This window comes from Bombella sp. ESL0378 (assembly GCF_009725845.1).
Classification (GTDB): domain Bacteria; phylum Pseudomonadota; class Alphaproteobacteria; order Acetobacterales; family Acetobacteraceae; genus Bombella; species Bombella pollinis.
In genome coordinates this window covers 43,056-69,067 of the sequence record NZ_WNIF01000005.1, presented here as the reverse complement: position 1 = coordinate 69,067, position 26,012 = coordinate 43,056, and the positions used below count along the sequence as shown (strand labels likewise).

23 protein-coding genes are annotated in these 26,012 nt (G+C 54.3%); 7 read left to right on the top strand and 16 right to left on the bottom strand.

Annotation, left to right across the window (positions count from 1 at the left end; all coding sequences use genetic code 11):
- Positions 1–14 precede the first annotated feature (14 nt).
- Positions 15–2,081 carry a transketolase gene (gene tkt, locus GM556_RS01950; RefSeq protein WP_155579113.1) on the bottom strand — a complete coding sequence of 689 codons (2,067 nt, stop codon included), beginning with the start codon at positions 2,079–2,081 and terminating at the stop codon, positions 15–17.
- Positions 2,082–2,400: 319 nt separating this feature from the next.
- Here tkt and GM556_RS01945 point away from each other — a divergent pair, with 319 nt between their 5' ends.
- From GM556_RS01945 to GM556_RS01925, 5 genes are all read left to right on the top strand, one after another.
- Positions 2,401–2,907 (top strand): ankyrin repeat domain-containing protein, encoded by a 507-nt coding sequence (locus GM556_RS01945; RefSeq protein WP_155579112.1) that lies wholly within the window; start codon positions 2,401–2,403, stop codon positions 2,905–2,907.
- Entirely contained in the window at positions 2,904–3,968 is a 1,065-nt protein-coding gene (gene hisC / locus GM556_RS01940) for a histidinol-phosphate transaminase (protein WP_155579111.1), read from the top strand. The genes GM556_RS01945 and hisC overlap by 4 nt, the downstream gene beginning before the upstream one ends.
- Positions 3,969–4,005: 37 nt before the next feature.
- A complete protein-coding gene (locus GM556_RS01935; RefSeq protein WP_155579110.1) occupies positions 4,006–5,244 on the top strand; it encodes an aminopeptidase in 1,239 nt (412 codons plus the stop codon).
- Positions 5,245–5,265: 21 nt separating this feature from the next.
- Complete coding sequence (locus GM556_RS01930) at positions 5,266–5,709, top strand: hypothetical protein (RefSeq protein WP_155572848.1); 444 nt, start codon at positions 5,266–5,268, stop codon at positions 5,707–5,709.
- A gap of 481 nt (positions 5,710–6,190) precedes the next feature.
- Positions 6,191–6,955 carry a response regulator transcription factor gene (locus GM556_RS01925; RefSeq protein WP_155572847.1) on the top strand — a complete coding sequence of 255 codons (765 nt, stop codon included), beginning with the start codon at positions 6,191–6,193 and terminating at the stop codon, positions 6,953–6,955.
- A 67-nt stretch (positions 6,956–7,022) separates the two neighbouring features.
- On the opposite strand, the gene glmM is transcribed toward GM556_RS01925, so the two are convergent.
- From glmM to secA, 15 genes are all read right to left on the bottom strand, one after another.
- Positions 7,023–8,393, bottom strand: a complete 1,371-nt coding sequence (gene glmM, locus GM556_RS01920; protein ID WP_155579109.1) for a phosphoglucosamine mutase — start codon at positions 8,391–8,393, stop codon at positions 7,023–7,025.
- A 142-nt stretch (positions 8,394–8,535) separates the two neighbouring features.
- Complete coding sequence (gene ftsH / locus GM556_RS01915; RefSeq protein WP_155579108.1) at positions 8,536–10,428, bottom strand: ATP-dependent zinc metalloprotease FtsH; 1,893 nt, start codon at positions 10,426–10,428, stop codon at positions 8,536–8,538.
- Positions 10,429–10,597: 169 nt separating this feature from the next.
- Positions 10,598–11,971 carry a tRNA lysidine(34) synthetase TilS gene (tilS, locus tag GM556_RS01910; protein WP_370513570.1) on the bottom strand — a complete coding sequence of 458 codons (1,374 nt, stop codon included), beginning with the start codon at positions 11,969–11,971 and terminating at the stop codon, positions 10,598–10,600.
- The gene (locus GM556_RS01905) at positions 11,949–12,914 is read right to left on the bottom strand and encodes a tol-pal system YbgF family protein (RefSeq protein WP_155579107.1); all 966 of its coding nucleotides are present in this window, start codon (positions 12,912–12,914) and stop codon (positions 11,949–11,951) included. Before GM556_RS01905 ends, tilS begins: the two co-directional genes overlap by 23 nt.
- Before the next feature lie 108 nt (positions 12,915–13,022).
- A complete protein-coding gene (pal, locus tag GM556_RS01900; protein ID WP_155572844.1) occupies positions 13,023–13,511 on the bottom strand; it encodes a peptidoglycan-associated lipoprotein Pal in 489 nt (162 codons plus the stop codon).
- An 85-nt stretch (positions 13,512–13,596) separates the two neighbouring features.
- Positions 13,597–14,964 carry a Tol-Pal system beta propeller repeat protein TolB gene (gene tolB / locus GM556_RS01895; protein ID WP_155572843.1) on the bottom strand — a complete coding sequence of 456 codons (1,368 nt, stop codon included), beginning with the start codon at positions 14,962–14,964 and terminating at the stop codon, positions 13,597–13,599.
- Between the two features lie 24 nt (positions 14,965–14,988).
- Positions 14,989–15,957, bottom strand: coding sequence for an energy transducer TonB (locus GM556_RS01890; RefSeq protein WP_155573471.1), 969 nt, complete (start codon positions 15,955–15,957; stop codon positions 14,989–14,991).
- A gap of 64 nt (positions 15,958–16,021) precedes the next feature.
- Positions 16,022–16,450 carry a protein TolR gene (tolR, locus tag GM556_RS01885; RefSeq protein WP_099026211.1) on the bottom strand — a complete coding sequence of 143 codons (429 nt, stop codon included), beginning with the start codon at positions 16,448–16,450 and terminating at the stop codon, positions 16,022–16,024.
- Between the two features lie 5 nt (positions 16,451–16,455).
- Complete coding sequence (gene tolQ, locus GM556_RS01880) at positions 16,456–17,187, bottom strand: protein TolQ (RefSeq protein ID WP_266137563.1); 732 nt, start codon at positions 17,185–17,187, stop codon at positions 16,456–16,458.
- A gap of 111 nt (positions 17,188–17,298) precedes the next feature.
- On the bottom strand, positions 17,299–17,727 hold the full coding sequence (locus tag GM556_RS01875; protein WP_099026213.1) for a YbgC/FadM family acyl-CoA thioesterase: 429 nt from the start codon (positions 17,725–17,727) through the stop codon (positions 17,299–17,301).
- Between the two features lie 12 nt (positions 17,728–17,739).
- A complete protein-coding gene (ruvB, locus tag GM556_RS01870) occupies positions 17,740–18,798 on the bottom strand; it encodes a Holliday junction branch migration DNA helicase RuvB (RefSeq protein ID WP_370513569.1) in 1,059 nt (352 codons plus the stop codon).
- Entirely contained in the window at positions 18,795–19,433 is a 639-nt protein-coding gene (gene ruvA, locus GM556_RS01865) for a Holliday junction branch migration protein RuvA (RefSeq protein ID WP_155572842.1), read from the bottom strand. Before ruvA ends, ruvB begins: the two co-directional genes overlap by 4 nt.
- The gene (gene ruvC, locus GM556_RS01860; protein ID WP_155572841.1) at positions 19,430–19,936 is read right to left on the bottom strand and encodes a crossover junction endodeoxyribonuclease RuvC; all 507 of its coding nucleotides are present in this window, start codon (positions 19,934–19,936) and stop codon (positions 19,430–19,432) included. The genes ruvA and ruvC overlap by 4 nt, the downstream gene beginning before the upstream one ends.
- Positions 19,933–20,682 carry a YebC/PmpR family DNA-binding transcriptional regulator gene (locus tag GM556_RS01855; RefSeq protein WP_099026216.1) on the bottom strand — a complete coding sequence of 250 codons (750 nt, stop codon included), beginning with the start codon at positions 20,680–20,682 and terminating at the stop codon, positions 19,933–19,935. The genes ruvC and GM556_RS01855 overlap by 4 nt, the downstream gene beginning before the upstream one ends.
- A gap of 14 nt (positions 20,683–20,696) precedes the next feature.
- The gene (gene secA / locus GM556_RS01850; RefSeq protein ID WP_155579262.1) at positions 20,697–23,351 is read right to left on the bottom strand and encodes a preprotein translocase subunit SecA; all 2,655 of its coding nucleotides are present in this window, start codon (positions 23,349–23,351) and stop codon (positions 20,697–20,699) included.
- A 359-nt stretch (positions 23,352–23,710) separates the two neighbouring features.
- On the opposite strand from secA, the gene GM556_RS01845 reads away from it, so the two are divergent.
- Together GM556_RS01845 and argJ are read left to right on the top strand one after the other, a co-directional pair.
- On the top strand, positions 23,711–24,691 hold the full coding sequence (locus GM556_RS01845; protein ID WP_155579106.1) for a peptidylprolyl isomerase: 981 nt from the start codon (positions 23,711–23,713) through the stop codon (positions 24,689–24,691).
- Between the two features lie 3 nt (positions 24,692–24,694).
- Positions 24,695–25,930 carry a bifunctional glutamate N-acetyltransferase/amino-acid acetyltransferase ArgJ gene (gene argJ / locus GM556_RS01840; protein WP_155572839.1) on the top strand — a complete coding sequence of 412 codons (1,236 nt, stop codon included), beginning with the start codon at positions 24,695–24,697 and terminating at the stop codon, positions 25,928–25,930.
- Positions 25,931–26,012 lie beyond the last annotated feature (82 nt).

The window sequence follows — 26,012 nt, the reverse complement described above, 5'->3', positions numbered from 1 at the left end:
TCTTTCCTCCTCCATCAAGCCGTTTGTTGGCTCAACAAACGGCGTGCTTGTGTGTACACAGCCTCTACCGTAAAGCCGAACTTCTCCATCAATTCCGCCGCAGCACCAGATTCGCCAAAGCGATTCATCGCGATAACGACACCATCTAGACCGATATAGCGGTCCCACCCAAAGGATGACGCCATCTCGACCCCGACCCGCAAGCGCACCGCAGATGGCAATACAGCATCACGATAGGCTTTCTCTTGCGCATCGAACAGATCGAAACTCGGCATAGACACCACGCGCGCCTTAACCCCCTCAGCAGAGAGACGCTCATACACTTCTACCACCAAAGAGACCTCAGAGCCTGATGCTAACAGCAAAATCTCTGGCGTGCCTTCACAATCTGCCAAAACATACCCCCCACGCGCCACACCAGCGGCAGAGGCATAGCGGCTACGGTCCAATGTGGGGAGATTCTGGCGCGTAAGAGCAAGAGCCACCGGCCCAGAGCGATGGCCCATCGCAACACGCCAGCTCTCTACCACCTCATTAGCATCAGCAGGGCGCAACAATGTAAGCCCCGGCATGGAGCGGAACTGGGCAAATTGCTCGATAGGCTGGTGCGTTGGCCCATCCTCCCCCACGCCGATGGAGTCATGTGTCAGCACATAAATCACAGGCAGGTGCATCAACGCGGCAAGACGCATCGCAGGCTTCATGTAATCCGAGAAAATTACAAACCCAGCGCAGAAAGGCCGCAGCCCACTTAAAGCCAGCCCGTTACAAATGGCTGCCATGGCATGTTCACGCACACCAAAATGAACATTACGCCCACCATAATGCCCGCTGCCTTCCCCTTGGTTAGAGGGTGCCTGCAAAGAGAATTCCCCTTTAATCAGGGTCCGTGTCGAAGGGGCAAGGTCCGCCGCTCCCCCCATAAGCCACGGCACATGAGTTGCCATGACATTGAGCACCTCACCAGAACTTTGGCGCGAGGCAATCCCCTTTGCATCTGTGGGATAATGGGGGAAGTTATGCTCCCACCCTTCTGGGAGCGTGCCAGCGAAAATATGCTTTAACTCCCGCCCTTCTTGCGGATATTGCACACAATAAGCCGCAAATTGCTCCTCCCACCGCGCTTGCGCTTCCGCCCCGCGCTTGCCAGAGAGGGCCTCAAAATGCTCCCTTATTCCATCCGGGACGGTAAAATGTGGGGCATCATGCGGCCAACCATAGGCCTTCTTAGCCCCTATAAGGGCCTCCATACCCAGCGGCTCACCATGGGCCGAGGCCGTCCCGGCTTTGCCCGGTGCGCCATAGCCGATGATGGTATTCAGGATAATCAAAGTCGGGCGGTCCGTCTCCTCCCGCCCTTGCTTGAGAGCCGCGCAAATAGCGGGGACGTCATTCCCATCCTCAACTTCCAGGACCTGCCAGCCATAAGCGGCAAAACGTGCAGCAACATCTTCAGTGAAGGTCACATCTGTAGAGCCTTCAATCGAGATGCGATTGCTATCATACACCCATGTCAGATTGCCTAATTTGAGATGCCCTGCAAAAGAGGCCGCCTCACTGGCTACCCCCTCCATCACATCACCATCGCCACAAAAGGCTGTGATGTGATAGCCAAACAAATCAAACCCCGGCCTGCCATAACGCGTTGCCAACCACCGCTCGGCCATCGCCATACCTACGGCACTACTGCACCCTTGGCCTAAAGGCCCTGTGGTCATCTCCACCCCTGCGGTGAGGCCATATTCTGGGTGGCCCGGCGTGCGCGCCTCAAACCGGCGAAAGTTCTTTAAATCCTCCAAGGTAAGCGCGGGACGGTCCACGACCTTTCCGTCCTCTATATCCTTCACACCAGCGAGGAAAATAGTCGCATAAAGCAGGATGGAGGCGTGCCCTCCTGAGAGGATAAATCGATCCCGCCCCGGCCAAAAGGGATCAGCCGGATTATAATACATTGTAAACTGCCAATAAGCATACATAGCCGGAGCCAGAGCCATTGCGGTACCCGGATGGCCGGATGTTGCGCGCTCTACACCATCCATCACCAATGTGCGGATCGTGTCTATGCCAAGTTGAGACAGCATACTATTCACTGATCTAACGTCCTTAAGTCAAAACATCGTCCGGTCGCCTGCCATCAGCCCTGTGCCCCTTAACACAGCCAAATGACAGTCCAGACATTCTACAACTGGCCTTATACGGCAAAAGAACGCAATGCCTAACACGCAAATAAGGTTAATTTTCCCTATAATTTCATCCTCATAACGGCAGAGTGACCATTATCGCCCCTCCCTGCACATACCTGCCGCACCGTCTCCCCCTCTTGACCTTACCGCTCACACGCAAGAGAGTAGATATACTTGTTAATCAGTCTGTTCTCCTTTTTTAAAAAGCACCCTGCCCATGTCCCAACCCACTATGTCCTTCACCCCAGAGCAAATTACCACGCTCTTTATTGATGCTGCCCGTAATGGGGAGACTGACCTTGTTACGCAATTTCTGGACGCTGGGATGCCCGCAGATTGCACCAACAACCAAGGTTATACGCCCCTCATTGTCGCAACCTATAATGAGCAGCTCGATACCGCGCGTTTGCTGCTAGAGCGCGGGGCCGACCCTAATGGCGTGGATGCAAAAGGGGCAACCGCCCTCTCCGGTGTGGCCTTTAAAGGCTTTGAACCCATTGCCCGCCTCCTCTTAGAGCATGGGGCGAAGGTGGATCATCCTAATCATGCAGGGCGGACACCTCTTATGTTCGCCATCATGTTTGGGCGGCAAGCAATGGCGCGCTTCTTGCTAGACCATGGGGCCAACCCAGACCTCCGCGATGCTGAGGGCCTCTCCGCACGCGACCTTGCCCATCGTCAAGGTCTTGGCAGCCTCTTTGAAGCAAAGGCACCAAACCCATGAGCCGCTTTTGGAACCAACGAGTCCATACCCTCAAGCCCTATATCCCCGGCGAGCAGCCACGCATGGCAAAGCTGGTTAAGCTCAATACCAACGAATCCCCCTACGGCCCTTCTCCGCGCGCGCTAGAGGCTATCAAAGCCAGTGCTGATGACACGCTGCGCTTGTACCCAGACCCTACCGCCCTAGCCCTGCGTACAGCCATTGCCGTGCAAGCAAATGTCCCCGTTGAGTGTGTTTTTGTCGGCAATGGGTCTGATGAGGTCCTCGCTCACACATTCCGCGCCTTATTCCAAGATGATGCCCCTGTCCTCTTCAGCGATGTGACATATGGCTTCTACCCCATCTATTGCCAATTATTTGGGCTAACATACCGTACCATCCCACTACGCGATGATTTCACCATCGCGCCAGAAGATTATGAAGGGCCTACGGGGGGCATCATCATTGCTAACCCTAATGCCAATACAGGCATCAGCCTGCCTTTACCGGCCATTGAATCACTTCTCCAACGCGTCTCGGAACAGGTTGTGGTGATTGATGAAGCCTATGTGGATTTCGGTGGGGAGAGTGCTATCAGCTTAATCGACCGCTATCCCAATCTTCTTGTCATTCGCACCTTCTCCAAATCATCAGGATTAGCAGGGCTGCGCGTAGGATACGCCATTGGCTCGCCCCCCTTAATTGAAGGGCTGACACGCGTGAAGGATAGCTTCAACTCCTACCCTCTCTCCCGCCCTGCCCAAGTAGGGGCGGAAGCCTCCATCCGTGATGAGGCATGGCTTAAACAAACAACAGCCCGCATCATCACCACGCGCGAGCGCATTATCACGGCTTTGCAAAAGCGTGGGATGGAAGTCCTCCCCTCCACGGCTAATTTTATTTTAGTCCATCATCCCTCTTGCTCTGCGGCGCATATCTTCACCGCCTTGCGGGAACGCGCCATCATTGTCCGCCATCAAGGTGATAGCCCACGCATCAGCGATTGGTTACGCATCACCATCGGCACAGATGAGGAGATGGATAGCCTCCTCACCGCACTTGATGACATACTCCCCCGCTAAACGCCCCCATGCAGCCTCTCCAAAGGATTATATGACGATGCCTACATCTTCTTTCACCCATGACCAGCTTTTAGACCGTCTAGCAGAAGTTGCCGTCCGCACGGGGTTAAATATTACACCCGGCCAGCAGCTTATTATTACCGCAGGGCTGGAAGCCGTCCCGCTTATCCGGCGCATCACCACCCATGCTTATAAAGCAGGGGCCTCACTCGTCACAACGCTGTATCAGGATGATGAAACCACTCTGGCCCGTTTCCACCACGCCCGTGAGGAGAGCTTTGATACAGCTGCAGGCTGGCTGGCCAATGGCATGGCTGAAGCCTTCCGCAATGGCGCAGCCCGCATGGCCATCACCGGGGGCAACCCCACCCTTCTAAAGGGGCAAAACCCCGAGCATATCTCCCGTGCGAGCCGGGCAAGCTCCGCTGCTCATCGCCCCGCGATGGAGCTTATCACAAGCTTTGATATTAATTGGAACATCATCGCCTGTGCTACCCCCGCTTGGGCGCAGCAGGTCTTCCCCCATCTCCCAGAGGATGAAGCCCTCGCTGCCTTATGGAAAGGCATCTTCCATGCCTCCCGCGTGGATGTTGCAGACCCTGTAGCGGCTTGGGCAGAGCATAATAAAACCCTCCATGCCCGCGCTGCTATGCTCAATGACGCTCGGTTTGATGCCTTGCACTTCACCGGGCCGGGGACGGACCTTACCGTTGGCCTCGCAGATGGGCACCTCTGGACAGGTGGGGCAGAAGCTGCGGGCAATGGTGTGGTCTGCAACCCTAATATCCCAACGGAGGAAGTCTTTACGACTCCCCATTGTGCGCGGGTAGAAGGTACCGTCTCCAGCACGAAGCCGCTGTTTCATCAAGGGTCCCTCATTGATGGGATTCAGGTCCGGTTTGAGAAAGGCCGCATCGTGGAGGCCCATGCTCAAAAGGGCGAAGATGTCCTCCAACGGATTTTGGAGAGTGATGAAGGTGCGCGCCGCATTGGGGAGGTGGCCCTTGTGCCTCATTCCTCACCAATTTCCCAAAGCGGTATTCTCTACCAAAACACCCTTTTTGATGAAAATGCCGCGTGCCATATAGCCCTCGGCCAAGCCTACACAAAATGTATGATCGACCCTGAAGGCTTGAGCGAAGATGAGCTCATCGCCCGTGGGGCCAATCACTCCATGATTCATATTGATTGGATGATTGGCTCTGGCAAGATTGATATTGACGGTGTGAAAGACGGCCAGCGCGTTCCTCTCATGCGTGCAGGGGAATGGGTGTAACGTCAAGCAGGATAAACGCCCATGGCCATTACGCTCGACCCTGCCCATCTACCTAAGTTGGATGTCCTCTCCCTCGCTCAAAACGGTCTCATCCTCCGTGCTGAGCGAGAGACACCAGAAGGAAGCATCCCCTGCTTTCTCACCCGCGCAGGGTGGGAGGAGCTAATAGCGCACCATAAAACCACGCCAGAGGAAACAGAGGCACAGATTGCAGCGCGCCTCCTCCCTGCCTTAGAGCGTATTTGCGCTCGCCTCCTCAGTGAAGCCGCCAAAGAGGCCGAGCAACAACATAAAGAGGACGCCACCGTCTTTACCCTCCAAACGGACCTTTTCCCAAGCTCCGCCCAGACACGCCTTGTCTTTGTTGCTGATAAAACCCATCCCGTTGCCTGCGCCTTGATTGGAACGGTCGAACACATCACTCATATATTGGCGATAACGCATAATAATGTCGGGCAGGCTTAAAGCGACTTCACGAAAATGCGATTCGTCTTCATTCACTCCCCTGATAATGGGCTATTTATGGCGAAAAGATGGCATTAAATTGACTTACAAGTAATTGAAAAATCCAATAAATAGACACAAAATAATAAGCATACCCGTTAATTATGTTCACGATATAATAATTTTACGTTAATTTAAAAATTAAATTAGATAATTCTTTTATTAATGAATGTTAAATATTTGATTTAAAACAGATACAAAAAAATTTATATCCGATATACATCATTTAAGGTTTAAATAACTGTTGAAGATACTTTCCCCTTACTTTAGGGGAAAATGTAAAATTATCGTGATTGAACATCACTTTTGCTCGAAACGAGCTAGCAACAAGCTTTCGTAAAACCTATACTTTTAGTTGTGTGATACCCTCATTAAACAATCTAGGGTTGCATTATTGGCAATAAACTCCCCATACTACAACCAGTCTAAGGGAGTTTGAATTATGCGTATTCTTATCGCTGAAAGTGACAGCATCGCTGTAGAACAGCTCATTACCGTGCTGGAACGGTTCTCTTATCAGGTTGAGCATGTCAAATCAGCTAATGAAGCTCTCGACATGTTCAAACATTACCAATACGATCTTTTCATCACCGCTTTGGACTTACCAGACCAGTCCGGTGAGGAATTGATTCGCCAGTTGCGGCGGTCCCGGCTGACGACCCCCATCATGGTTCTCTCATCCCATGCAGATGCTAAAACGAAGGTTGCCGCTTTCTCTGCTGGGGCAGATGACTACGTCACCAAGCCTTTTGATATGAGCGAGACCCAAGCGCGCATCCAAGCTTTAACACGCCGTGCCTATGGAGTGCCAGAGCCACGCCTCACCGCTGGGCCGCTGGAGCTTGACCTTGAGGGACGTATGGTAAGTGTGAATGGCCAATTCCTCAACCTTACCAGCAAGGAATACTCCATCTTAGAGCTTCTCCTCCTCCGTAAAGGGGCTGTGCTTACTAAAGATATGTTCCTAAACCATCTTTATGGCGGCATTGATGAGCCAGAAATGAAGATTATTGATGTCTTTATTTGCAAGCTCCGCCGTAAATTACAGCGGTTTGGTGTGGGCCATATGATTATCACTGTCTGGGGCCGTGGGTATATTCTGCAAGACCCCACAACAACAGCCACCCCAACACCAACCCTCACAGCTACGGCACCGCAAACAGTGGGCCATAGCAATAATGTCGCTGACCTCTGTCATGCTGGCTAACCAGCCTTGACGCTTCACTACTCCCAAGGGGGACATTCTTGTTACAGAATGTCCCCTCTTTTTTACCCTAAGCTGTTGTTAATGTACGAATATACGCACTTACACGCTCTACAACCATATCAACCAACGCCTTATCCTGCGCCTCGACCATAACGCGAATTAAAGGCTCTGTCCCACTCGCCCGCAAAAGAAGCCGCCCCTTTCCAGCAAGCTGCTCCTCCGCCCATTGCACAATCTCTTTTAAATCAGGATGCGTCATCGGGTTCACCTCCTGATACGGCACATTCTGTAAACGCTGCGGATAAGGGGTAAATAACTGACAAAGTTCACTCGCTTTTTTACCCGTCTCGACCAACGCCGCCAGCACTTGCAAGGCCGCTAACAGCCCATCGCCCGTTGTCGCATAATCAGACAACACCATATGGCCAGACTGCTCCCCCCCTAGATTCCCCCCTGTTTGACGCATCCGCTCCACAACATAACGGTCCCCCACCGCAGTGCGGTATAAGCTTAAACCTTGCGTGGCAAGGTAAGCCTCTAGCCCCATATTGGACATCACTGTTGCGACAATTTCAGTCCCTTTTAAGCAGCCTAACCGCTGCCATAAGGTCGCAATCAGAGCCAAAATCTGGTCTCCGTCCACTATCTCGCCGCGCTCATTTACAATCAACACGCGGTCTGCATCACCATCTAACGCAATGCCGCAATCAGCCTTATGCTCACGCACCGCAGCACATAGGGCTTCTGGATGGGTGGAGCCAACGCCATCATTAATATTCAGCCCGTCAGGGGAGGCCCCCAAAGTAATGACCTCTGCCCCCAACTCCCACAAAGCGACCGGAGCCACACGATAAGCTGAGCCATGAGCGCAATCCAAAACAATCTTCAACCCATCCAACCGTAGCCCACGGGGGAAGGATGATTTCACACTCTCAATATAACGCCCTGCGGCGTCATTCAGCCGAGAGGCACGACCAATCGCCGCAGGAGAGGCGAGCTGCCCACTTAAATCCTCCGCCATCAGAGCTTCAATCTCTGCCTCGACAGCATCGGAGAGCTTAAAGCCATCAGGGCCAAAAAGTTTAATGCCATTATCCGTAAACGGGTTATGCGAGGCAGAAATCATCACGCCTAAATCCGCTCGCAAAGACCGCGTTAAAAACGCAACGGCTGGCGTAGGTAAAGGCCCTAACAGCACGACATCCACCCCGGCAGATAAAAAGCCAGAGACCAAAGCACATTCGATCATATAGCCAGAAAGACGCGTATCCTTCCCCACAATAATCGTATGGCGATGTTGGCGGCCTGTCTCACTCTGGCGGCAAAAATACAAGCCAGCCGCTTGGCCTAGGGTCTGGGCGATATCTACCGTCATGGGGGCCATATTCGCCGTACCGCGAATACCATCCGTGCCGAAAAACGTCCGTTTACCTGCCATGCCCTTCCCCTTTATCGACTAAAACACCCATCGCCGCTGTGATGCCAGCCTCCCTTTTAGGACGCAAGGCCTTCCCCTAACAAAACAGGCGCATGACCTCCGCCATACGCCTGCTCTTAACCCTCTTTTTTAAAAGGAATCGTTAAGCCGGTTGTGGAGCTACCGGCCCATCATCCCCAACAGAAGCACTCACCCCTTGAATAAATGAGGGCACAGAAGGCCTACGCCCATGGAAGGACTGATTCTCCTCATCAGTACGGCCTAAAGACTCCCCACGGATGAGACGACCAATCTCCTCACCTGTTAGAGTTTCATACTCCAACAAGGCCTGCGCAACACGGTGAAACGCCTCCATATGGGTCAGAATGATATGGCGGCATGTAGCATAGGCCTCATCCAGGATTTTGCGGACCTCCTGATCCACCTCCCGTGCTGTGATGCCAGAGAGTGTATCCTGATCAGCATAGTCCATCATGCCCAGCTTATCGCTCATACCCCATCGTGTGACCATCTGCCGAGCAATGCCTGTTGCCGACTGAATATCACCAGCCGCCCCGGCACTTACCTCATCATGCCCAAAGATAACCTCCTCACCAACGCGACCTCCCATACAAATCACAATCCTAGAGAGGCACCATTGCCGCCGGTAGGCAAGATTATCTTTCTCCGGCAAGGACTGCACCATCCCCAAAGCTTGCCCACGCGGAATGATCGTTGCTTTATGCATTGGGTCAGCACTCGGGCTATAATAACTCGCCAAAGCGTGTGCCGCCTCATGATAGGCGGTCATCTTCTTCTCTTCTTCCTCAATAACGGCAGAGCGGCGTTCTGCGCCCATCCGTACCTTATCATGCGCTTCATCAAATTGCGCCATGCTTACTGTCCGCAAGCCCAAACGTGCCGCAAATAATGCCGCCTCATTTACAAGGTTAGCCAGCTCCGCACCAGAGAAGCCAACGGTCCCACGCGCAATCACTTTTGGATTCACATCAGAGGAGAGCGGCAACTTCTTCATATGGACTTGAAGAATCTTCTCACGCCCTCTCACATCCGGGTTCGACACAACCACTTGGCGGTCAAAACGACCGGGACGCAGCAGAGCAGAATCCAAAACATCAGGGCGGTTAGTCGCAGCAATCAGGATAACGCCCTCATTACTATCAAACCCATCCATCTCCACGAGCATTTGATTAAGCGTCTGCTCACGCTCATCATTACCGCCGCCCATGCCTGCGCCGCGATGGCGACCAACTGCGTCAATCTCATCAATAAAGATAATGCAGGGGGCGTTCTTCTTCCCTTGCTCGAACATATCGCGCACACGCGATGCCCCAACACCGACAAACATCTCCACAAAATCAGAGCCGGAAATGCTGAAGAAAGGCACATTCGCCTCCCCCGCAACGGCGCGGGCGAGCAAGGTCTTACCGGTACCGGGCGGGCCAACCAACAACACCCCTTTGGGAATCTTCCCCCCCAGCCGGGTATATTTATGCGGGTCCTTTAGGAAGTCGACAATCTCGACCAGTTCCTCTTTAGCTTCTTCAATCCCAGCAACATCGGCAAAAGTCACACGGCCCTTTTTCTCGACCATCATCTTAGCGCGCGATTTACCAAAACTCATCGCCCCACGCCCACCGGCACCGCCATTTTGCATCTGACGGAACAACATGAAGCCTAAGCCGAGCAAAAGCAGAATCGGCAGATACGCCATGATATAACGCCAGCCCGAATTATCATCACTCTGCGATGGATGAGCCGTCACCTGCACACCAGCAGAGGTAAGACGCGGGACGAGCATCGGGTCCTCTGGGGCGTATGTCTCAAAGGCTGTCCCATTCGTCAGTACACCAGAGATATTCTGGTCCTGAATGGTCACCGAGCGCACCTCATGGCCTTCCACGTCATGCACAAAATCGGAATAAGCAATTTTTTGAGTCACCTGATGACTACCGGGCTGGAATGCTGCCAGCACACCGATGGCTGCCAAAACGATGACCACCCAAATCGCAACATTACGGCCAATGTTGTTCATCTATTTTCATACCCCATTAAATAGGCCATGCAGTTTCACCCCACACGACTCTCTCTAGTCCCCTCAAGATAGGTATTTCTGCCTCGGTTCCTACCCCTTACAACGTAGAAAGGGGACAAAAGACGCTCTTTTTTGCATTTATGTAAGAGATTTCATCTTTACATAGCCTCTATTCAGCGTAGCCACTCTGCCAATCACGCTCACCCGTAACAGGGATTCCCCCCTCCCATACAAAAGCCACACGGGGGACATCAGAGCGCAAACCACGCATAGCCTCTGGCACAGCCACAAGCTCCTCCCCACGCCATAAAGCCGGCAGACTCGGTAAGATGCAGGCAGGCACATCACGCCCCTCACGCCATCGCGTAGCCTGCATGCCTAAAGCAGCAATCACTACATCAGAATATTCCGGCCCGTAATATCGCCATCGCCCATCCCACCATTGCCCTGTATGAGCGGGCATAGCCCCTGCAAGATTGCGTGCCTCACGGTACAACATCCAACCTCGCTCCTGCCCTTTTAACGGGGTAAGACAAGCCCGCCCTAACGCCCCATGCCCAGCACGGCGCAAAGCAGCCACAGCATGCCGCGTAGGAGCATAATCCTGCCCCCCAATGAGCCGAATCAATCGGCCCATCACCTCATCACATAAAGCGGCAAAGCGCGTTTCATCCAGCCCATCATCTATAAAGATATGCGGCCTCTCATGCGCTGTTTGAATCAGAAAAGGAGCCAGCTTTAGCCATCCTTCTGGCTGCCACGCCACCCCATGAGCAAGGAAGCGCGCTACCCATGCGTCATCCTCTTGCTGGGCTATACACGCCTTTTGTTGCAGCTCCCTCATCATACGCCGCTGCGCTGAGGTTATATCTTGCCGCACTTGAACACGGCGAAACCGGCGATTTTGATTAGACGGGTCCTCGCACCAGGCCACACCAGCTTGCTGCAATGTGGCGCGTAAACGCTCTGGCCTGACCCCCAATAATGGCCGTGCCACTATAATCCGCCCACGCGCAGCACGATGGGCCATACCCGCTAGCCCTCGCGTACCGCTGCCACGCTCATGCCGCATCCAGAGTGTTTCTTCTTGGTCAGCCTCATGATGGGCAACCAAAAGAACCGTTGCTCCAGCGTCCACGCATGCTGCCTCCAAAGCAGCAAAACGCCCCTCACGCGCGCGTTGCTGTAGCCCCCCCGCAGCCAACGGCCCTAACGTTAATAACCGCGCGGGAATATCCAACGCCACTAAACGCTCACATGTTAAACGGGCCTCCGCTGCGGACTCTTCACGCAACGCATGGTCCACCACTAACGCAAGAACATGCCGCCGCCATCGCCGCGCTAAAAGGGCAAGGGCCATGGAATCCCCTCCGCCCGATACCGCAATACAAACCGGATGCCCTGCCTCATCAGGCCCTATAGGCTCCACCAACGCCATCAAAGCGCGAAACTCGACCTCTGTAAGCGGCTCTGCCTCCCCAGCCTGTATGAGATGAGGGGGCGATGTCCCTACCCCCGCCTTAATGGCAAGATGCTCTCTCACGGAAGATTTTTTCAGACGCCTTTACCCGTGCAGATGCATTGGGGAACTCTTTATGTAACCGCTGCAATGCCTCGCAGGAGGCCGCTTTATTGCCTAACGCCAACATAGAGGCCGAAACCCCAAGCAGTGATTCCGGCGCGCGGGGAGAGGTCGGTGTACGGCTATAAATATCATAGTATGTTAAAGCCGCATTTTTATAAGCTTTCTGCCCCGCTAGGGACTGCGCGAGCAAGAACTGAGCTTCTGTTTTGCTCCACCCCGTTTTACTCTCTTTTATAGCCTGACGGGCCTGCTCCTCAGCCTCTTTGTAATTATGTGCTTTCAAAGCAGCTCGCCCCGCTTGTAAGGCATCTGCCCCATTATGAGGCACAACCGCCGCAGAGGCAGCAGAAGGCGCATCACCCGCTGCCGCTGGAGCCGCATGACTCTCCGCCGCATGTGGGGTAGCCGCAGCATGATGGCCATTCTCCAAAGCAAATTGCATATCACCAAGCTGCTTATTCACTGTCGCTTCATCTTGATGGAGTTGATTGCTCATCTGCTCCATCTGCCCGTGCATCTCCCGCACTTGGCCTTCCAACGCCGTGACGCGCTCAAGCAGCGTGGTCACCAGGTCGCTGCTGCCCCTTTGATGCGATGACGCCGCAGCACGGGTTGTCTCCTCGCGCCCCTCTGATGTGCTAGGAGCGGGTGAAGGCAATGTCTCTGGCTCGGCAGTGCTGGCACCGCTATCGCTTAGGTCATCAAGAGCTTCCCCGCCCTCATCCGCATTATGCTCATGTTGTTGAGCAAGAGCTTGATGTTGCTTCATGATCGCCTCGCGCGAGAGGGAATCATCCGCCCATGCCACCGAAGCTACTGCGTAAGATAGCAGGGCAAGCCCCCCTAACCCCCGCATCACCGCACATGTCATGCTTGTCATAGTCTCAGCAGAATGACGCATAATCTCTTTAACTCCCCACCGATGAGCCATCATTACATATAAAATCGGACCGGTCTCTCCAACCGGCCCGATTTCTCCCCATAAGGGGCATCAACCCCCTAACTACTCTTAGCGGACAGAGGTAATCGCGTTACGATTTTGTGCCCATGCATCTGGTGTATCACCATCAGCTGTTGGGCGGTCCTTACCATACGAAATGGTCATGATGCGTGTTGGAGCAACACCCTTGGCCTCCAAATATTCACGCGCCGCATTGGCACGACGCTGCCCCAGAGCAATATTATATTCCTCCGTCCCGCGATCATCACAATTCCCTGCGATGAGAATATTCACCTGCGGATAACGAGCCAACCACTCAGCCTGTTTATCCAATGTTGCGCGAGCATCGCCATCAAGCTGATTCTTATTCAGCTCGAAATAGATGCGATCCCCTGCTGTGGCAACAAGGTCACCCTCACTGCCCGGTGTGGGACCCTGATTATATTGCTGTTGGGATACGTTCTGGCCATTGCCATCACCATTATCATCTTTATGGCCACCACTACATGCAGCCAAAGCGCAAACCATGCCTAAAGCGGCAATCTTTGTAATTTTCATAACCATTCCTCCAAAATAATCTCCCCCTATATGAGGGAGCCTTCCCCCGCCCGCACTGCGCGAACAAGAAAAACCGAAATACCCCTTACCGCCGTAAAGGAGACCAAGCCGGGTCTGACGCGCCCGTTGTGGTGGGGATGCTATGCTCGTTAAACCCAGCAACATCAATCACCTCAATGGTAGAGGTAAAACCAGATCCCCCCGTTCCAGCGGCATTTTGACGGCAGAAGGCCAAAGCCCGGCCATTAGGCGCAAAACTGGGACTCTCCACCGTGAAGCCTTCTGTCAAGGTCCGCTCACCAACACCATCTGGGCCCATCAACCCTAGGGAGAATCCACCATGACCAATGCGCGTAAAGGCAATTTGATCCCCCCGTGGTGACCATACGGGGGAACCATAATGCCCATTCCCGTAAGAAATCCGCCGTACATTCCCCCCATCGGCACTCATAACGTAAAGCTGGGGTGAACCACCACGATCGGAGTTGAAGACAATGCTCCGCCCATCAGGGCTAAAGCACGGGCTGGTATCAATCACACCTGGGGTACCTGTCAGCTTACGCCGATGTTGCGTAGCAAGGTCAATGAGATACAAATCCGCCCCGCCATCACGCGTTGTGGCTGAGAGGATAATGCTCCGCCCATCAGGGGAGAAGCGCGGCGCAAAAGAGATACCCTCAAATGTGCCAAGAATCGTCTGCTGCCCGCTATTGAGGTCATAGACATAAACGCGTGGGCGATTATTGGCATAGGAGAGGAACGCAAGCTTCTCGCTAATTGGACTAAAGCGTGGCTCCAACGTCAACCAGCTGCCATTGGTCAGCATATGCGCGTTCGCCCCATCTTGGTCCATAATCGCAAGACGGGTTGTTTGATGCCGCCGCGGGCCTGTCCGCGCGATATAGGCAATCCGCGTATCGAAATACCCGTCCTCACCTAATAACCGCTTGTAAATCTCATCAGCGATGATGTGAGCAATCCGCCGCCAGTTGCTTTGAGAGGCCGTATAAGCACGGCCTGTCATCTGCTGGCCTGCCAATACATCCCACAAGCGCATCTCGACCCTTACATTGTCCGCCCCTGTTGCGCTCCCCGCTACAGCAACGCGCGCGCCACGGGCTTTCAACGCATGAAAATCTGGCTGGCGAGAGGCGGGAACATCACCACCTAATAGCTCGAACAACCCCGTGCTGCTAAGGTCTGCGGCAATCACACTAGAAATCTGATCCCCTAGCCCCGCCCCAAAATTAGGCACCACAATGGGAATAGGAGCTTGATGAGCATTGGCTACAGTAATCTCTGCCGGAGCCGCCTCACCACTGGCATAAGCACGCCCCCCTAAAAGGCCCAGCGGCGTAGCCAAAACACCCCCCGCAGCCACCCCGCCCATAAGGGACCGGCGGGAAAGATGTTTCTGAAGAAAACCAGCTTCAGCATCGGAAAAAAATGACATGACCTACCTCAGATAAATCCAGCCTTAGGGCTTAAAAAGGAAGCGAAACTGCCGCACCTGCCCCAAAAGTCGCTTAGGTACAGGCAAGCGGGAACATACAGGGCTCAACACCGCATCACGCGCGCGCTCAGCCTGAACACGATAAGCCGGGTCCGCCGCCATGCGGGCGCGCGTCTCTGGCAGGAAGGTCACCATACGTGCCTCACCTGTTGCATCGACAGTGACCATCATACGCGCTGAGAAGCTCTGATAATTCCGCGCTAATGTATCTTCTTGATAACAACGCTGCACGGAAGAACCAATGGCATTCTGCTCCCCGCTTGTCAGGGCGGCCGTATCACCATCAACACGCCCACCCCCGTGAGGAGACCCCCCTTGTGCCGGGTTAGGATGCGCTTTAGGCGGCTGCTCCTGCTTTGCTTGGCTACGGAACTCATCCAGCGTGGCCAACAAAGAGCGACTATCAGCTTGCGTTTTCTTCGCCTCATGCGCCTGCTCCGTATGGGAGGGCTGCGCCTTAGTCGGCGGCCTCTCCACCACACGCTCTGGGGCCTTCACCTGCGCCTGCTTACGCGCGGGCACTGGCTGAGGCTTAGGCGTATCACTCACCTCGCCCTTCTCCTGCACGGGAGCCTTTTGCTGCACGGGCGTCTTAGCAGCCACCTGCGCGGGCTCCGGCTCAGCTTGAGCAGGGGGAGGTGGTGGCGGGGCAGGCGGTGGAGGCTCAACAGGCTGTGGCTTTGCAGGCTCTGGCGCGGGGGGAGCTTTCGTCTCTACCGGCGCAGGAGGAGCAGGCACATCGGCTTTCTGCATCGCTTTTGCCGCAGCATGAGGGCCGCCTGTACTCTCATAGACCATAGCAACCGTCTGCTCTGGCTGCGGCTCCGGTGGTAATGGCTGAGGGTGCCACAGTAGAAGGACCAACAACCCACCATGCAGCAAAAGCGAGACCACTACCCCGCCTGTCACCAAGCTGGAAGGCTCTCGCCCCAACCGCGGATAAGGCGGTGGAGCCTCATCAAAAGGTGAAGATGAGGAGAAACTCACAAACAGCTCCTTACTGCCCGCCCTGTGGCTGCTGGGCAAGAAGGGCCACATGAGTAAAGCCCCCAGCGGTAATCTGACCCATGACGCTCATCACCTTACCATAATCAATCTTCGCATCAGCGCGGACAAAAATCCGCCGCCCGGAATCATTACTCGCTAATTGCTGCAAGTGTGAGACTAACTCCTCCGCACTCACCGGGTCTTCCCCTAGGTAAAGGCTGCCATCGCTCTTAATCGACACGGTAATAGGCTTATTATCCGCATTAACAGGCTTAGCACTCGTCTGCGGGAGGTCCACATTCACACCACTTGTGAGCATCGGTGCTGTAACCATGAAGATGATCAACAACACCAACATCACATCAACCAGCGGCGTCACATTAATATGCGATTCTGGCTTCCGCCGGGTCCGCCGCCCGCTCCGTAAGGAAAACGCCATGACCTTCAGCCCTTCCCGCCGCCACGCTCTTCAGACTGACGGGAGAGGATAGCAGCAAACTCCGTACCAAAACCCTCCATCCGGTCGCCAAAATTATCAATCGCGCGGCTGATAAGGTTGTACGCCACATAGGCAGGGATGGCGGTAATCAAGCCAATCGCTGTAGCAAACAAAGCCTCAGAGATACCCGGGGCTACCACGGCAAGATTCGTGTTATGCATTGAGGCAATAGAGCTAAAAGCGTGCATAATTCCCCAGACTGTCCCAAACAGCCCCACAAAGGGAGCCACCGGGCCAATCGTAGCCAACAGCACAACATAGCGGTTCAGACGGTCCGTCTCGCGGGCAATCGTAATGCCAATGGCACGGTCTATCCGCTCGGACGTACCGCCATGAATCACATCAATCCCCGCAATACGGGAGGACCGCCGCCATTCCCCCATAGCCGCACCAAATACCGCAGCCATAGGATGAACAGGCCGTGCCCCCTCGCTATCATAGAGGTCATCCAACGAGCCACCGGACCAAAAACGGTCCTCAAACGCGCTGGCTTCTTGATTCACACGGCGAAGAAGAAGGAACTTCTCCACAATCACAGCCCAGACGAAGATGCTACATAGCACCAACCCTACCATCACAAGCTGCACCACGAACGAAGCATTCAGGAACAGATGAAGGGGAGACATCCCCGCTGCCCCAGCAGCACCCAGGGCACTCGAACTCACAGCCTGATCCACTCCGCTCTCCTATCTCATAGTCCATCAATTAAAAAACTACTGCTTCATGTTGCAGTAGGATGACCTTTTTTCAATGGCACAAGGGGAGGAAAGAGCAAATATCTTTAATCGTTAATCTTTTGTCAGGTCTTTTAACCCCTCCAACCGCGCTTGATAAACGGCGGGCAGACGCAAAGGGGTCATGCTGGCGAGTTTTAAACACGCTAGCTCTACTTCAATCACCACGGCCTTTTGCCCCGCTCGGCTGTGATTGGTGATGATTTGCCGCAACATCAACCGCGCCCCGCTGGCATGCAGGAGGCTTGTCTCCACCTCTAACAGCTCATCCAACCGCAATGGGGCGTGATAACGGATATTCAACTGCCGGACGACAAAGCCTATCCCATCCTCTGCGGCCATCTCGCCTACAGATAGCCCTAAAGAGCGCAACGCCTCTGCCCGCGCACGCTCTGCAAAGCCAAGATAACGCGCATGATACACAATGCCCCCTGCATCCGTATCCTCATAATAGACACGAAATTGACAATGATGGGCCGCCATACCCTCTCCTTTTTATAAAAACCGTGGCTCTTGTGGCTCTATAGAGCTTGCTGGTGGGGTCAAACCCAAATACCGCCATCCCGGCTCCCCCAACATACGCCCGCGCGATGTCCGTAAGACGAGACCTTCCTGAATCAAATAAGGCTCTACAACATCCTCTAATGTATCGCGGGCTTCTGCCAATGCTGCGGCGAGGGTCTCCACCCCTACAGGGCCACCACGATGATGCTCGGCAATACGGCGTAAATACCGCCTATCCATCGCATCCAGCCCGTGGCGATCCACCTCTAAGCGAGAGAGGGCCATATCCGCTAAGTGGCGGTCAATCACATCCTTTTTAGCAACCAACGCGAAATCACGCACACGCCGCAGCAACCGCCCAGCAATACGCGGTGTCCCGCGTGAGCGGCGGGCAATTTCCTCCGCGCCTTCATCTGTAAGGGCCATGCCTAACTTTGCAGCCCCACGGCTGACAATCTGCCGCAATTCATCCGGTGTATAAAAAACGAGCCGCAAGGGAATGCCAAAACGATCCCGCAACGGCGTAGCTAACAAGCCAGAACGCGTTGTCGCAGCAACGAGTGTGAAAGGGGCAAGGTCAATCCGTACCGAGCGCGCCGCTGGCCCCTCGCCTATGACAAGGTCAAGCTGAAAATCCTCCATAGCGGGATAGAGGATTTCCTCAATCGCAGGCTGAAGGCGGTGGATTTCATCAATGAACAGCACATCGCGCGGCTGGAGATTCGTCAAAATAGCGGCTAAGTCGCCTGAGCGTTGAATCACAGGCCCAGATGTTGCACGGAAACCTACCCCCAATTCCCGTGCAACAATTTGAGCAAGGGTCGTTTTCCCTAAACCCGGCGGGCCATGCAAAAGGACATGGTCCAACGCTTCCCCACGTTTACGCGCCGCCTCGATAAAGATAGCGAGATTCTCACGGCTCGCTTTTTGCCCCGTAAAATCAGCAAGGCTTTGAGGGCGCAAAGCAACATCTGCCACATCCTCCGCCTGACGTGTTGCATCCGTCTCTGGGGCACGCTGGGGGGGCGTCTCCGGCATAAAGGGTGTCATCGTGCAAGCTCCTTCAAGGCAAGACGAATCACCACATCCAACCCGGCCCCCTCAGTCTCCCCGATAATCCGATTAACAATAGGCCATGCCTCAGCACGTTTAAAACCTAACCCCTCCAACGCCATAAGGGCATCTTGCTCAACCCCTCCGTGAGGATGCGCCCCACTTACCCCACCACCGCCGTGGCTCATCGGCGCAAGGGGCTGCCCACTAAGGCTTGCAGGCGCGGGCATCTTGGCGACTTTGGCTTTTAGTTCCGTCAATAAACGCGTTGCTAGCCGCGGCCCAACCCCGGCTGCTTGCGTAAACACCGCTTTATCCTCCGCCTGCACAGCCTGCCATAATAAGGCGGGCCGACTGGCCGATAAAATCGCCAATGCCACGCGCACACCAACGCCTTGAACAGTCGTAAGAAGGCGAAACCACGCTTGCTCATCCGCATCAGCAAAGCCGAAAAGCTGGATGGCATCTTCCCGCACAATTGTCTCCACCAACAGGCGCGCAACCTCTGGCGGGCGTGGCAACTGCCCTAATGTATGGGTAGAGGCCGACACCACATACCCCACCCCGTGCACATCAATCAGGCAATGATCCCCCTCTATATGCGAGACGAGGCCGGTAAGCTGTCCTATCATGCCATGCGCACCCCCATTGCGACATGCTGGGCACTCGCCCGATGATGAGCATGGCAAATCGCAATCGCAAGCGCATCGGAGGCATCAGCACGTTTTATCTCCGCCCCCGGCAAGAGACGGCGCACCATCATGCTCACTTGCTCCTTGGTGGCAGCACCCGTCCCAACAACAGCACGTTTAACCGCCATCGCGCCATATTCATGCACACTTAACCCCGCAAGAGCAGGCACTAACAACGCCACACCACGCGCATAGCCGAGCTTTAATGTCGAGGAGCCATTGCGATTCACGTAAGTTTCCTCCACCGCGGCCTCACTTGGCTGATAACGGCGGATGAGGGTCACCAAACCCTCATGCAGGTCACAAAGGCGGCGGGGGACATCATCACCGGACTGCGTGGCTAATACACCATCAGCCACATGCCGGAGGCGATTGCCCTCCACATCCACCACACCCCAGCCCATAAAGCGTAGGCCGGGGTCAATCCCTATCAGACGAATCAAGCTGCGAGAGCCTCAGCAACCTCATCAGGGAGGTCAAAATTGGCATAAACGGCTTGGACATCGTCATTCTCCTCCAGCACATCAATCAGCTTGAGGACAGAACGCGCTTGGTCTTCATCCAAAGTCACGGTCGTTTGGGGACGCCAATCCAGCTTTGCCGAGCGCGGCTCCCCAAAACGGCCCTCCAGCGCATCACGCACGCTCATCAGAGCTTCCATCTCGGTGATAATTTCATGACCATCTTCCGTGGTCTCTACATTATCCGCACCAGCTTCAATAGCGGCTTCTAGCATATCATCTTCGGAGGCTGCTTCCAGCGGATAGGTAATCACCCCAATATGATCGAAACCGAAAGAGACGGAGTTTGTCTCCCCCAAAGAGCCACCATGTTTAGAGAAAGCCGCACGCACCTCGGAGGCTGTCCGATTACGGTTATCTGTCAGCCCCTCGATGATGATGGCCACACCAGCGGGGCCATAACCCTCGTACCGTACAGCCACATAATCCTCACCACCGCCGGCACCGCTGGCCTTCTTAATAGCCCGCTCGACCGTATCTTTTGGCATATTCACTTCACGCGCAGCCGTGATCGCAGCACGCAGACGGGGATTCATAGCCGGGTCTGGCATACCAGAGCGTGTCGCCACGGTAATCTCGCGAATCACCTTCGCAAATTGCTTGGCCCGCTTTGCATCCTGCGCGCCCTTACGGTGCATAATATTCTTAAATTGGGAATGTCCTGCCATGGGCCTCTCTCCTCTTAAACCATCTTACCGTGACAATGTTTAAACTTTAGCCCAGAGCCACAAGGGCATGGGGCATTGCGTGGAACCTCATTCAACCAACGCGCAAATGTGGCTGTATCCAACGCTTCATCCTCTACGGGCTCCTCCACCTGCATCGCCGCAGGAACCTCCGGCATGGTAGGTGCCTCACTAACAGGCTGCACATGGGCAATCGCCTGCACAACGCGCATCCGCATATCTTCCAGCATATATGTAAACATCTGGAAGGCTTCTTGCTTATATTCATTAAGCGGGTCGCGCTGGCCATAAGCCCGCAAGCCAATCCCTTGGCGCACTTGGTCTAGCCCGTGGAGATGCTCCTTCCACGCGCCATCAAAAGATGTGAGCAGAATATGCTTCTCAATCAAGCGCATCATATCCGGCCCGATGGTCGCTGCACGCGCAGCATGAGCCCGTGTGGCTTCTTCCTCAATCCGCTCGATGACGCCTTCTTCGGTCATGCCATCTTCTTGCGCCCATTCTGCAATCGGCAGCTCAAGGTTCAAAACACGCTTAACTTCGCGTGTCAGCCCTTCAATATCCCAAGCTTCAACAAAGGCATTCTCGGGAATATGCGCATGGACAATATCTTCAATCACCTTGCCGCGTATATCCGCAATAACGCCGGAAAGGTCCTTCAAGGCCATATATTCGCGCCGATGGGCATAGACCTCTTTACGCTGTGCATTCATGACATCGTCATATTTCAGCGTGTTTTTCCGCATATCGAAATTACGGGCTTCGACCTTCTTTTGCGCTTTTTCCAAGGCACGATTCAACCAAGGGTGCACAATCGCTTCACCGCGCTTTAGGCCCATCTTCTGCATCATCGCGCCCATACGATCCGAGCCGAAAATGCGAATCAAATCATCCTGCAAGGACAAGAAGAAGCGCGAATTACCGGGGTCACCCTGACGGCCAGACCGCCCACGGAGCTGATTATCAACACGCCGGCTCTCATGCCGCTCCGTCCCGATAACATAAAGCCCGCCAAGCTCATGCACACGCTCATGGTCTGCCGCAACTTGCGCCCGCACTTGGGCGGCAACAGCCTCACGCTCGGCTTCATCCTCAATGCCTGCGGTCTTTTCAGCCACCAGCATGTCCACATTACCGCCAAGCTTAATATCTGTCCCGCGCCCGGCCATATTGGTAGCAATCGTAATCGCGCCGGGCACCCCTGCTTGTGCAATAATGCTCGCCTCACGCTCATGATGCCGTGCATTCAACACATTATGGGGGATACGCTTCTGCCGCAAAAGATGTGAGAGAATCTCGCTCTGCTCAATCGAGGCCGTCCCAACAAGGATAGGCTGTTCCCGCTCATGAACCTTACGAATCAACTCCGCTACGGCCTCGTATTTCTCCTCCGCCGTGAGATAGACCTCGTCATTCGCATCCTTACGACGGACAGGCAGGTTGGTGGGGATTTCCACCACCTCAAGATTGTAGATCTCCGCAAACTCATCCGCTTCCGTCATCGCGGTACCGGTCATGCCCGCAAGTTTGGGGTAAAGGCGGAAGTAATTTTGGAAGGTGATAGAAGCAAGCGTTTGATTCTCCTGCTGAATCTCCACCCCTTCTTTCGCCTCTAGGGCCTGATGCAACCCATCGGAGTAACGGCGACCATCCATCATACGCCCCGTAAACTCATCAATGAGCATCACTTTACCATCACGGACGATGTAATCTACATCCCGCGTAAAGAGCGTCCGCGCCCGTAATGATTGCTGAACATGATGCACGACCGAGACATTATGCAGGTCATATAATCCCCCGCCCTGCAATAGCCCCGCCGCATTCAGCATCTCCTCCACAAGGTCAGAGCCATGCTCTGTGAGGGTGACGGTCCGCATCTTCTCATCTTTATCATACACATTTGGCTCCTCAACCAAACGTGCCACCACCTCATCTACATGCCGATAAAGGTCGGAACTATCATCCGCAGGGCCAGAGATAATCAGCGGGGTGCGGGCTTCATCAATGAGGATACTATCCACCTCATCGACAATGGCGAAGTTGAAGTCCCGCTGTACCATCTCCTCTAGCGCGTATTTCATGTTATCGCGCAGATAATCAAAGCCGAACTCGTTATTCGTCCCGTAAGTAATATCCGCCGCATAAGCTGCTCGGCGTTCCTCATCAGAGAGGTTAGGGATAATCACACCAGTTGTGAGGCCGAGGAAGCCGTAAAGACGGGCCATCTCCTCCGCATCACGGCGGGCGAGATAGTCATTCACCGTTACAACATGCACGCCCTTGCCTGTTAGGGCATTTAGGTAAACTGCAAGCGTACCGACAAGGGTTTTACCCTCACCCGTGCGCATCTCGGCAATACGGCCATCATGAAGGACCATCCCGCCAATCAACTGCACATCAAAATGGCGCATCCCCAATACACGGCGAGACGCCTCCCGGCACACCGCAAAAGCCTCGACCTGCAGCTCATCCAGCGTAGCACCATCAGCCAACTTACGGCGGAACTCTGCCGTTTTGGCCTTTAATTCCTCATCCGTAAGAGCCTGTATCTGAGGCTCTAAGGCATTAATCTCCGGCACTCGCCGCTGATATTTCTTCAAAGAGCGGTCGTTAGAATGGCCAAAAAGGGCGCGAGCAAGGCGTGAAAGCATGAGATACCCTGAAAATTTTGCCATCAGCGGCCAGTGTCCCTTCCTCTTTCCTTGAAAGCCGAAAAGGACATGCTACGGATGGTCACAACGCTTTTCATATAGGACCGACATAAGGGCCCTTGCTAGTATGGTCAATGAAAAAGCCTACCTATCCCCCTTATATCCCTACACGCCACCCCCTGCCCAACAACGCCATACACATAATAAAAAGAAGCAGATAGCTCACCACCCCGCCCATAACATGACATAAAATATAGGAAATACTTTGGTTTTTCCGCTCTCATCCCCTTGCAGGGCGTAACGGGCTTTGTCATGGTAATAAAGCTGACTTTTAGTGAACCAAGATAACGAGGTTTTTCATGCGGCTTTCCCGCTCTCTCCTGCTCTGCACAGCCCTTATGGGGGGTATTTCTTCTCTGGCAACGCACGCTATGGCTGCCGATACCAAGCCTGCAACACCAGCTGCGGCTCCTTCTGCCAATGCAGCAGCTCCCGCAGCGGACCCTAACTTGGTTCTTGCTACCGTCAATGACCAAAAGATTACCCTTGGCGATGTCCAGCGCGCTGCGTTGACCTTACCGCCAGAAGCACGCCAGCTTCAGCCAAGCGTTATCATCCCGCTGATTATCAACCAGCTCGTGGACCAAAAGGCTATCCAGCTACAAGCTGAGAAAGACGGGTTACAGAACAAGCCTGCCGTTAAAGCTGCCATGGATGCTGCCGCTAGCACCGCCCTCCAAAATGCGTATCTGGAAGAGAAAGTCGCCCCTAAATTAACTGATGAAGCCCTAAAGGACTATTATCAGACCCATTATGCCTCCAAAAAGCCTGAAGAAGAGGTCCATGCCCGTCACATCCTTGTTGATAGTGACGCTAAAGCGCAGGATGTCATTCGCCAACTCAATAAAGGGGCTGACTTTGCCAAGCTGGCCAGCCGCCTCTCCACCGATAAAGCCTCTGGTGGCACAAATGGGGGCGACCTTGGTTGGTTTAAACGCGGGGACATGATCCCTGACTTCTCCAATGCTGCTTTCTCCATGAAGTCCGGCACCATCACACAAAAACCGATTCATACTCAATATGGCTGGCATGTTATTCAGGTTCTAGGGACACGCACAGCCCCTGTGCCGAGCTTTGAGCAAGTCCGCGACCAAATCCGCCGCGACCTGATTCGTCAGGAAGTGCATAAGGTTGTGGAAGACGCTGAGAAGCAGGCTCGAATCGTTCATTACGATGCGAAAGGCCAGCCCATCACCAACAGCCCAGCCGCTCCGGCTGCCGCTCCTGCCTCCACCCCCGCTCCGGCTCCCGCCGCAGCCCCAGCTAACACGGCACACTAAGCTATGGCACAGTCGTACCCGCGCTCCCCCTTGGCTCTTTCCCTCCCGAAGCTAACCTCCATTGCGGGGGTACGCCTCAGCGGCGTGGAAGCCAATATACGCTATAAAGGGCGAACGGACCTTATGTTGGTTGAGTTTGCTCCGGGTACGACAGCAGCCGGGGTGTTTACCCGTAATCTCTGCCCCGGTGCCCCTATCCCTTGGTGCCGTGGTGCGCTGGCTCATACGCCCCACGCACGGGCTTTGCTGGTTAATTCTGGCAATGCCAACGTCTTTACTGGCCGTGCTGGTGAGGAGGCTGTGGTAGCATGTGCAGGTGAGGTCGCTCATCTACTAGATTGCCCTGTGGAAGACGTATTTCTTGCCTCCACAGGCGTAATTGGGGAGACCCTCCCTTATAAAAAAATTATCGCAGCCCTCCCCGCCGCCATTGAGGGCCTCCATGAGGACCGGTGGGAAGACGCTGCACGCGCTATTATGACGACAGACACCTTCCCCAAGGCGGCACGCCGTGAGGTCGCTATTGGGGATGTGACGGTCTGCCTCCAAGGCATCGCCAAAGGCTCTGGCATGATTGCGCCGGATATGGCGACTATGCTCGCCTATGTCGTCACCGATGCCGCTCTTCCCCAGCCTATATTACAAGCCCTATTGGAAGAAGCTGTAGGGCCGAGCTTTAATTCCATCACTGTGGATTCCGATACATCCACATCAGATATGGTCATGCTCTTTGCCACAGGGCAGGCCAAACATGCCGAAATCACCTCCCTTGAGGATAACGCACTCTCTGCCTTCCGCACGGCATTAAAGGAGCTATTACACGAGCTTGCTTTGCTAGTGGTGCGTGATGGCGAAGGGGCGACAAAGCTCATCCGGGTTGATGTCCAAGAAGCCGAAAGTGATGAATCTGCCCGCAAAATCGCTTTAGCCATTGCTAACTCCCCCTTGGTGAAAACGGCCATTGCTGGTGAAGATGCCAATTGGGGACGCATCGTCATGGCGGTTGGTAAAAGTGGTCAGCCAGCAGACCGCGATAAACTTTCCATCGCCCTTGGGGACCACTGGGTTGCCAATAAGGGCGGTGTTAAAGAGCATGATGTCGCAGCCCTAGAGGCCTATATGCGCCAACAGGAAATCACCATCACGGTGGATATGGGGCTGGGTGCAGGCTCTGCGAGCATTTGGACGTGCGACCTAACCCACGGCTATATTGATATAAATGGCTCGTATCGCAGTTAGGCGAGCCATACCTCCCTATAACCTTAACACCTTCTTAAAAACATGCAGTCTTCTTCTATCGGGGCTTGTATCTCCTGCATGA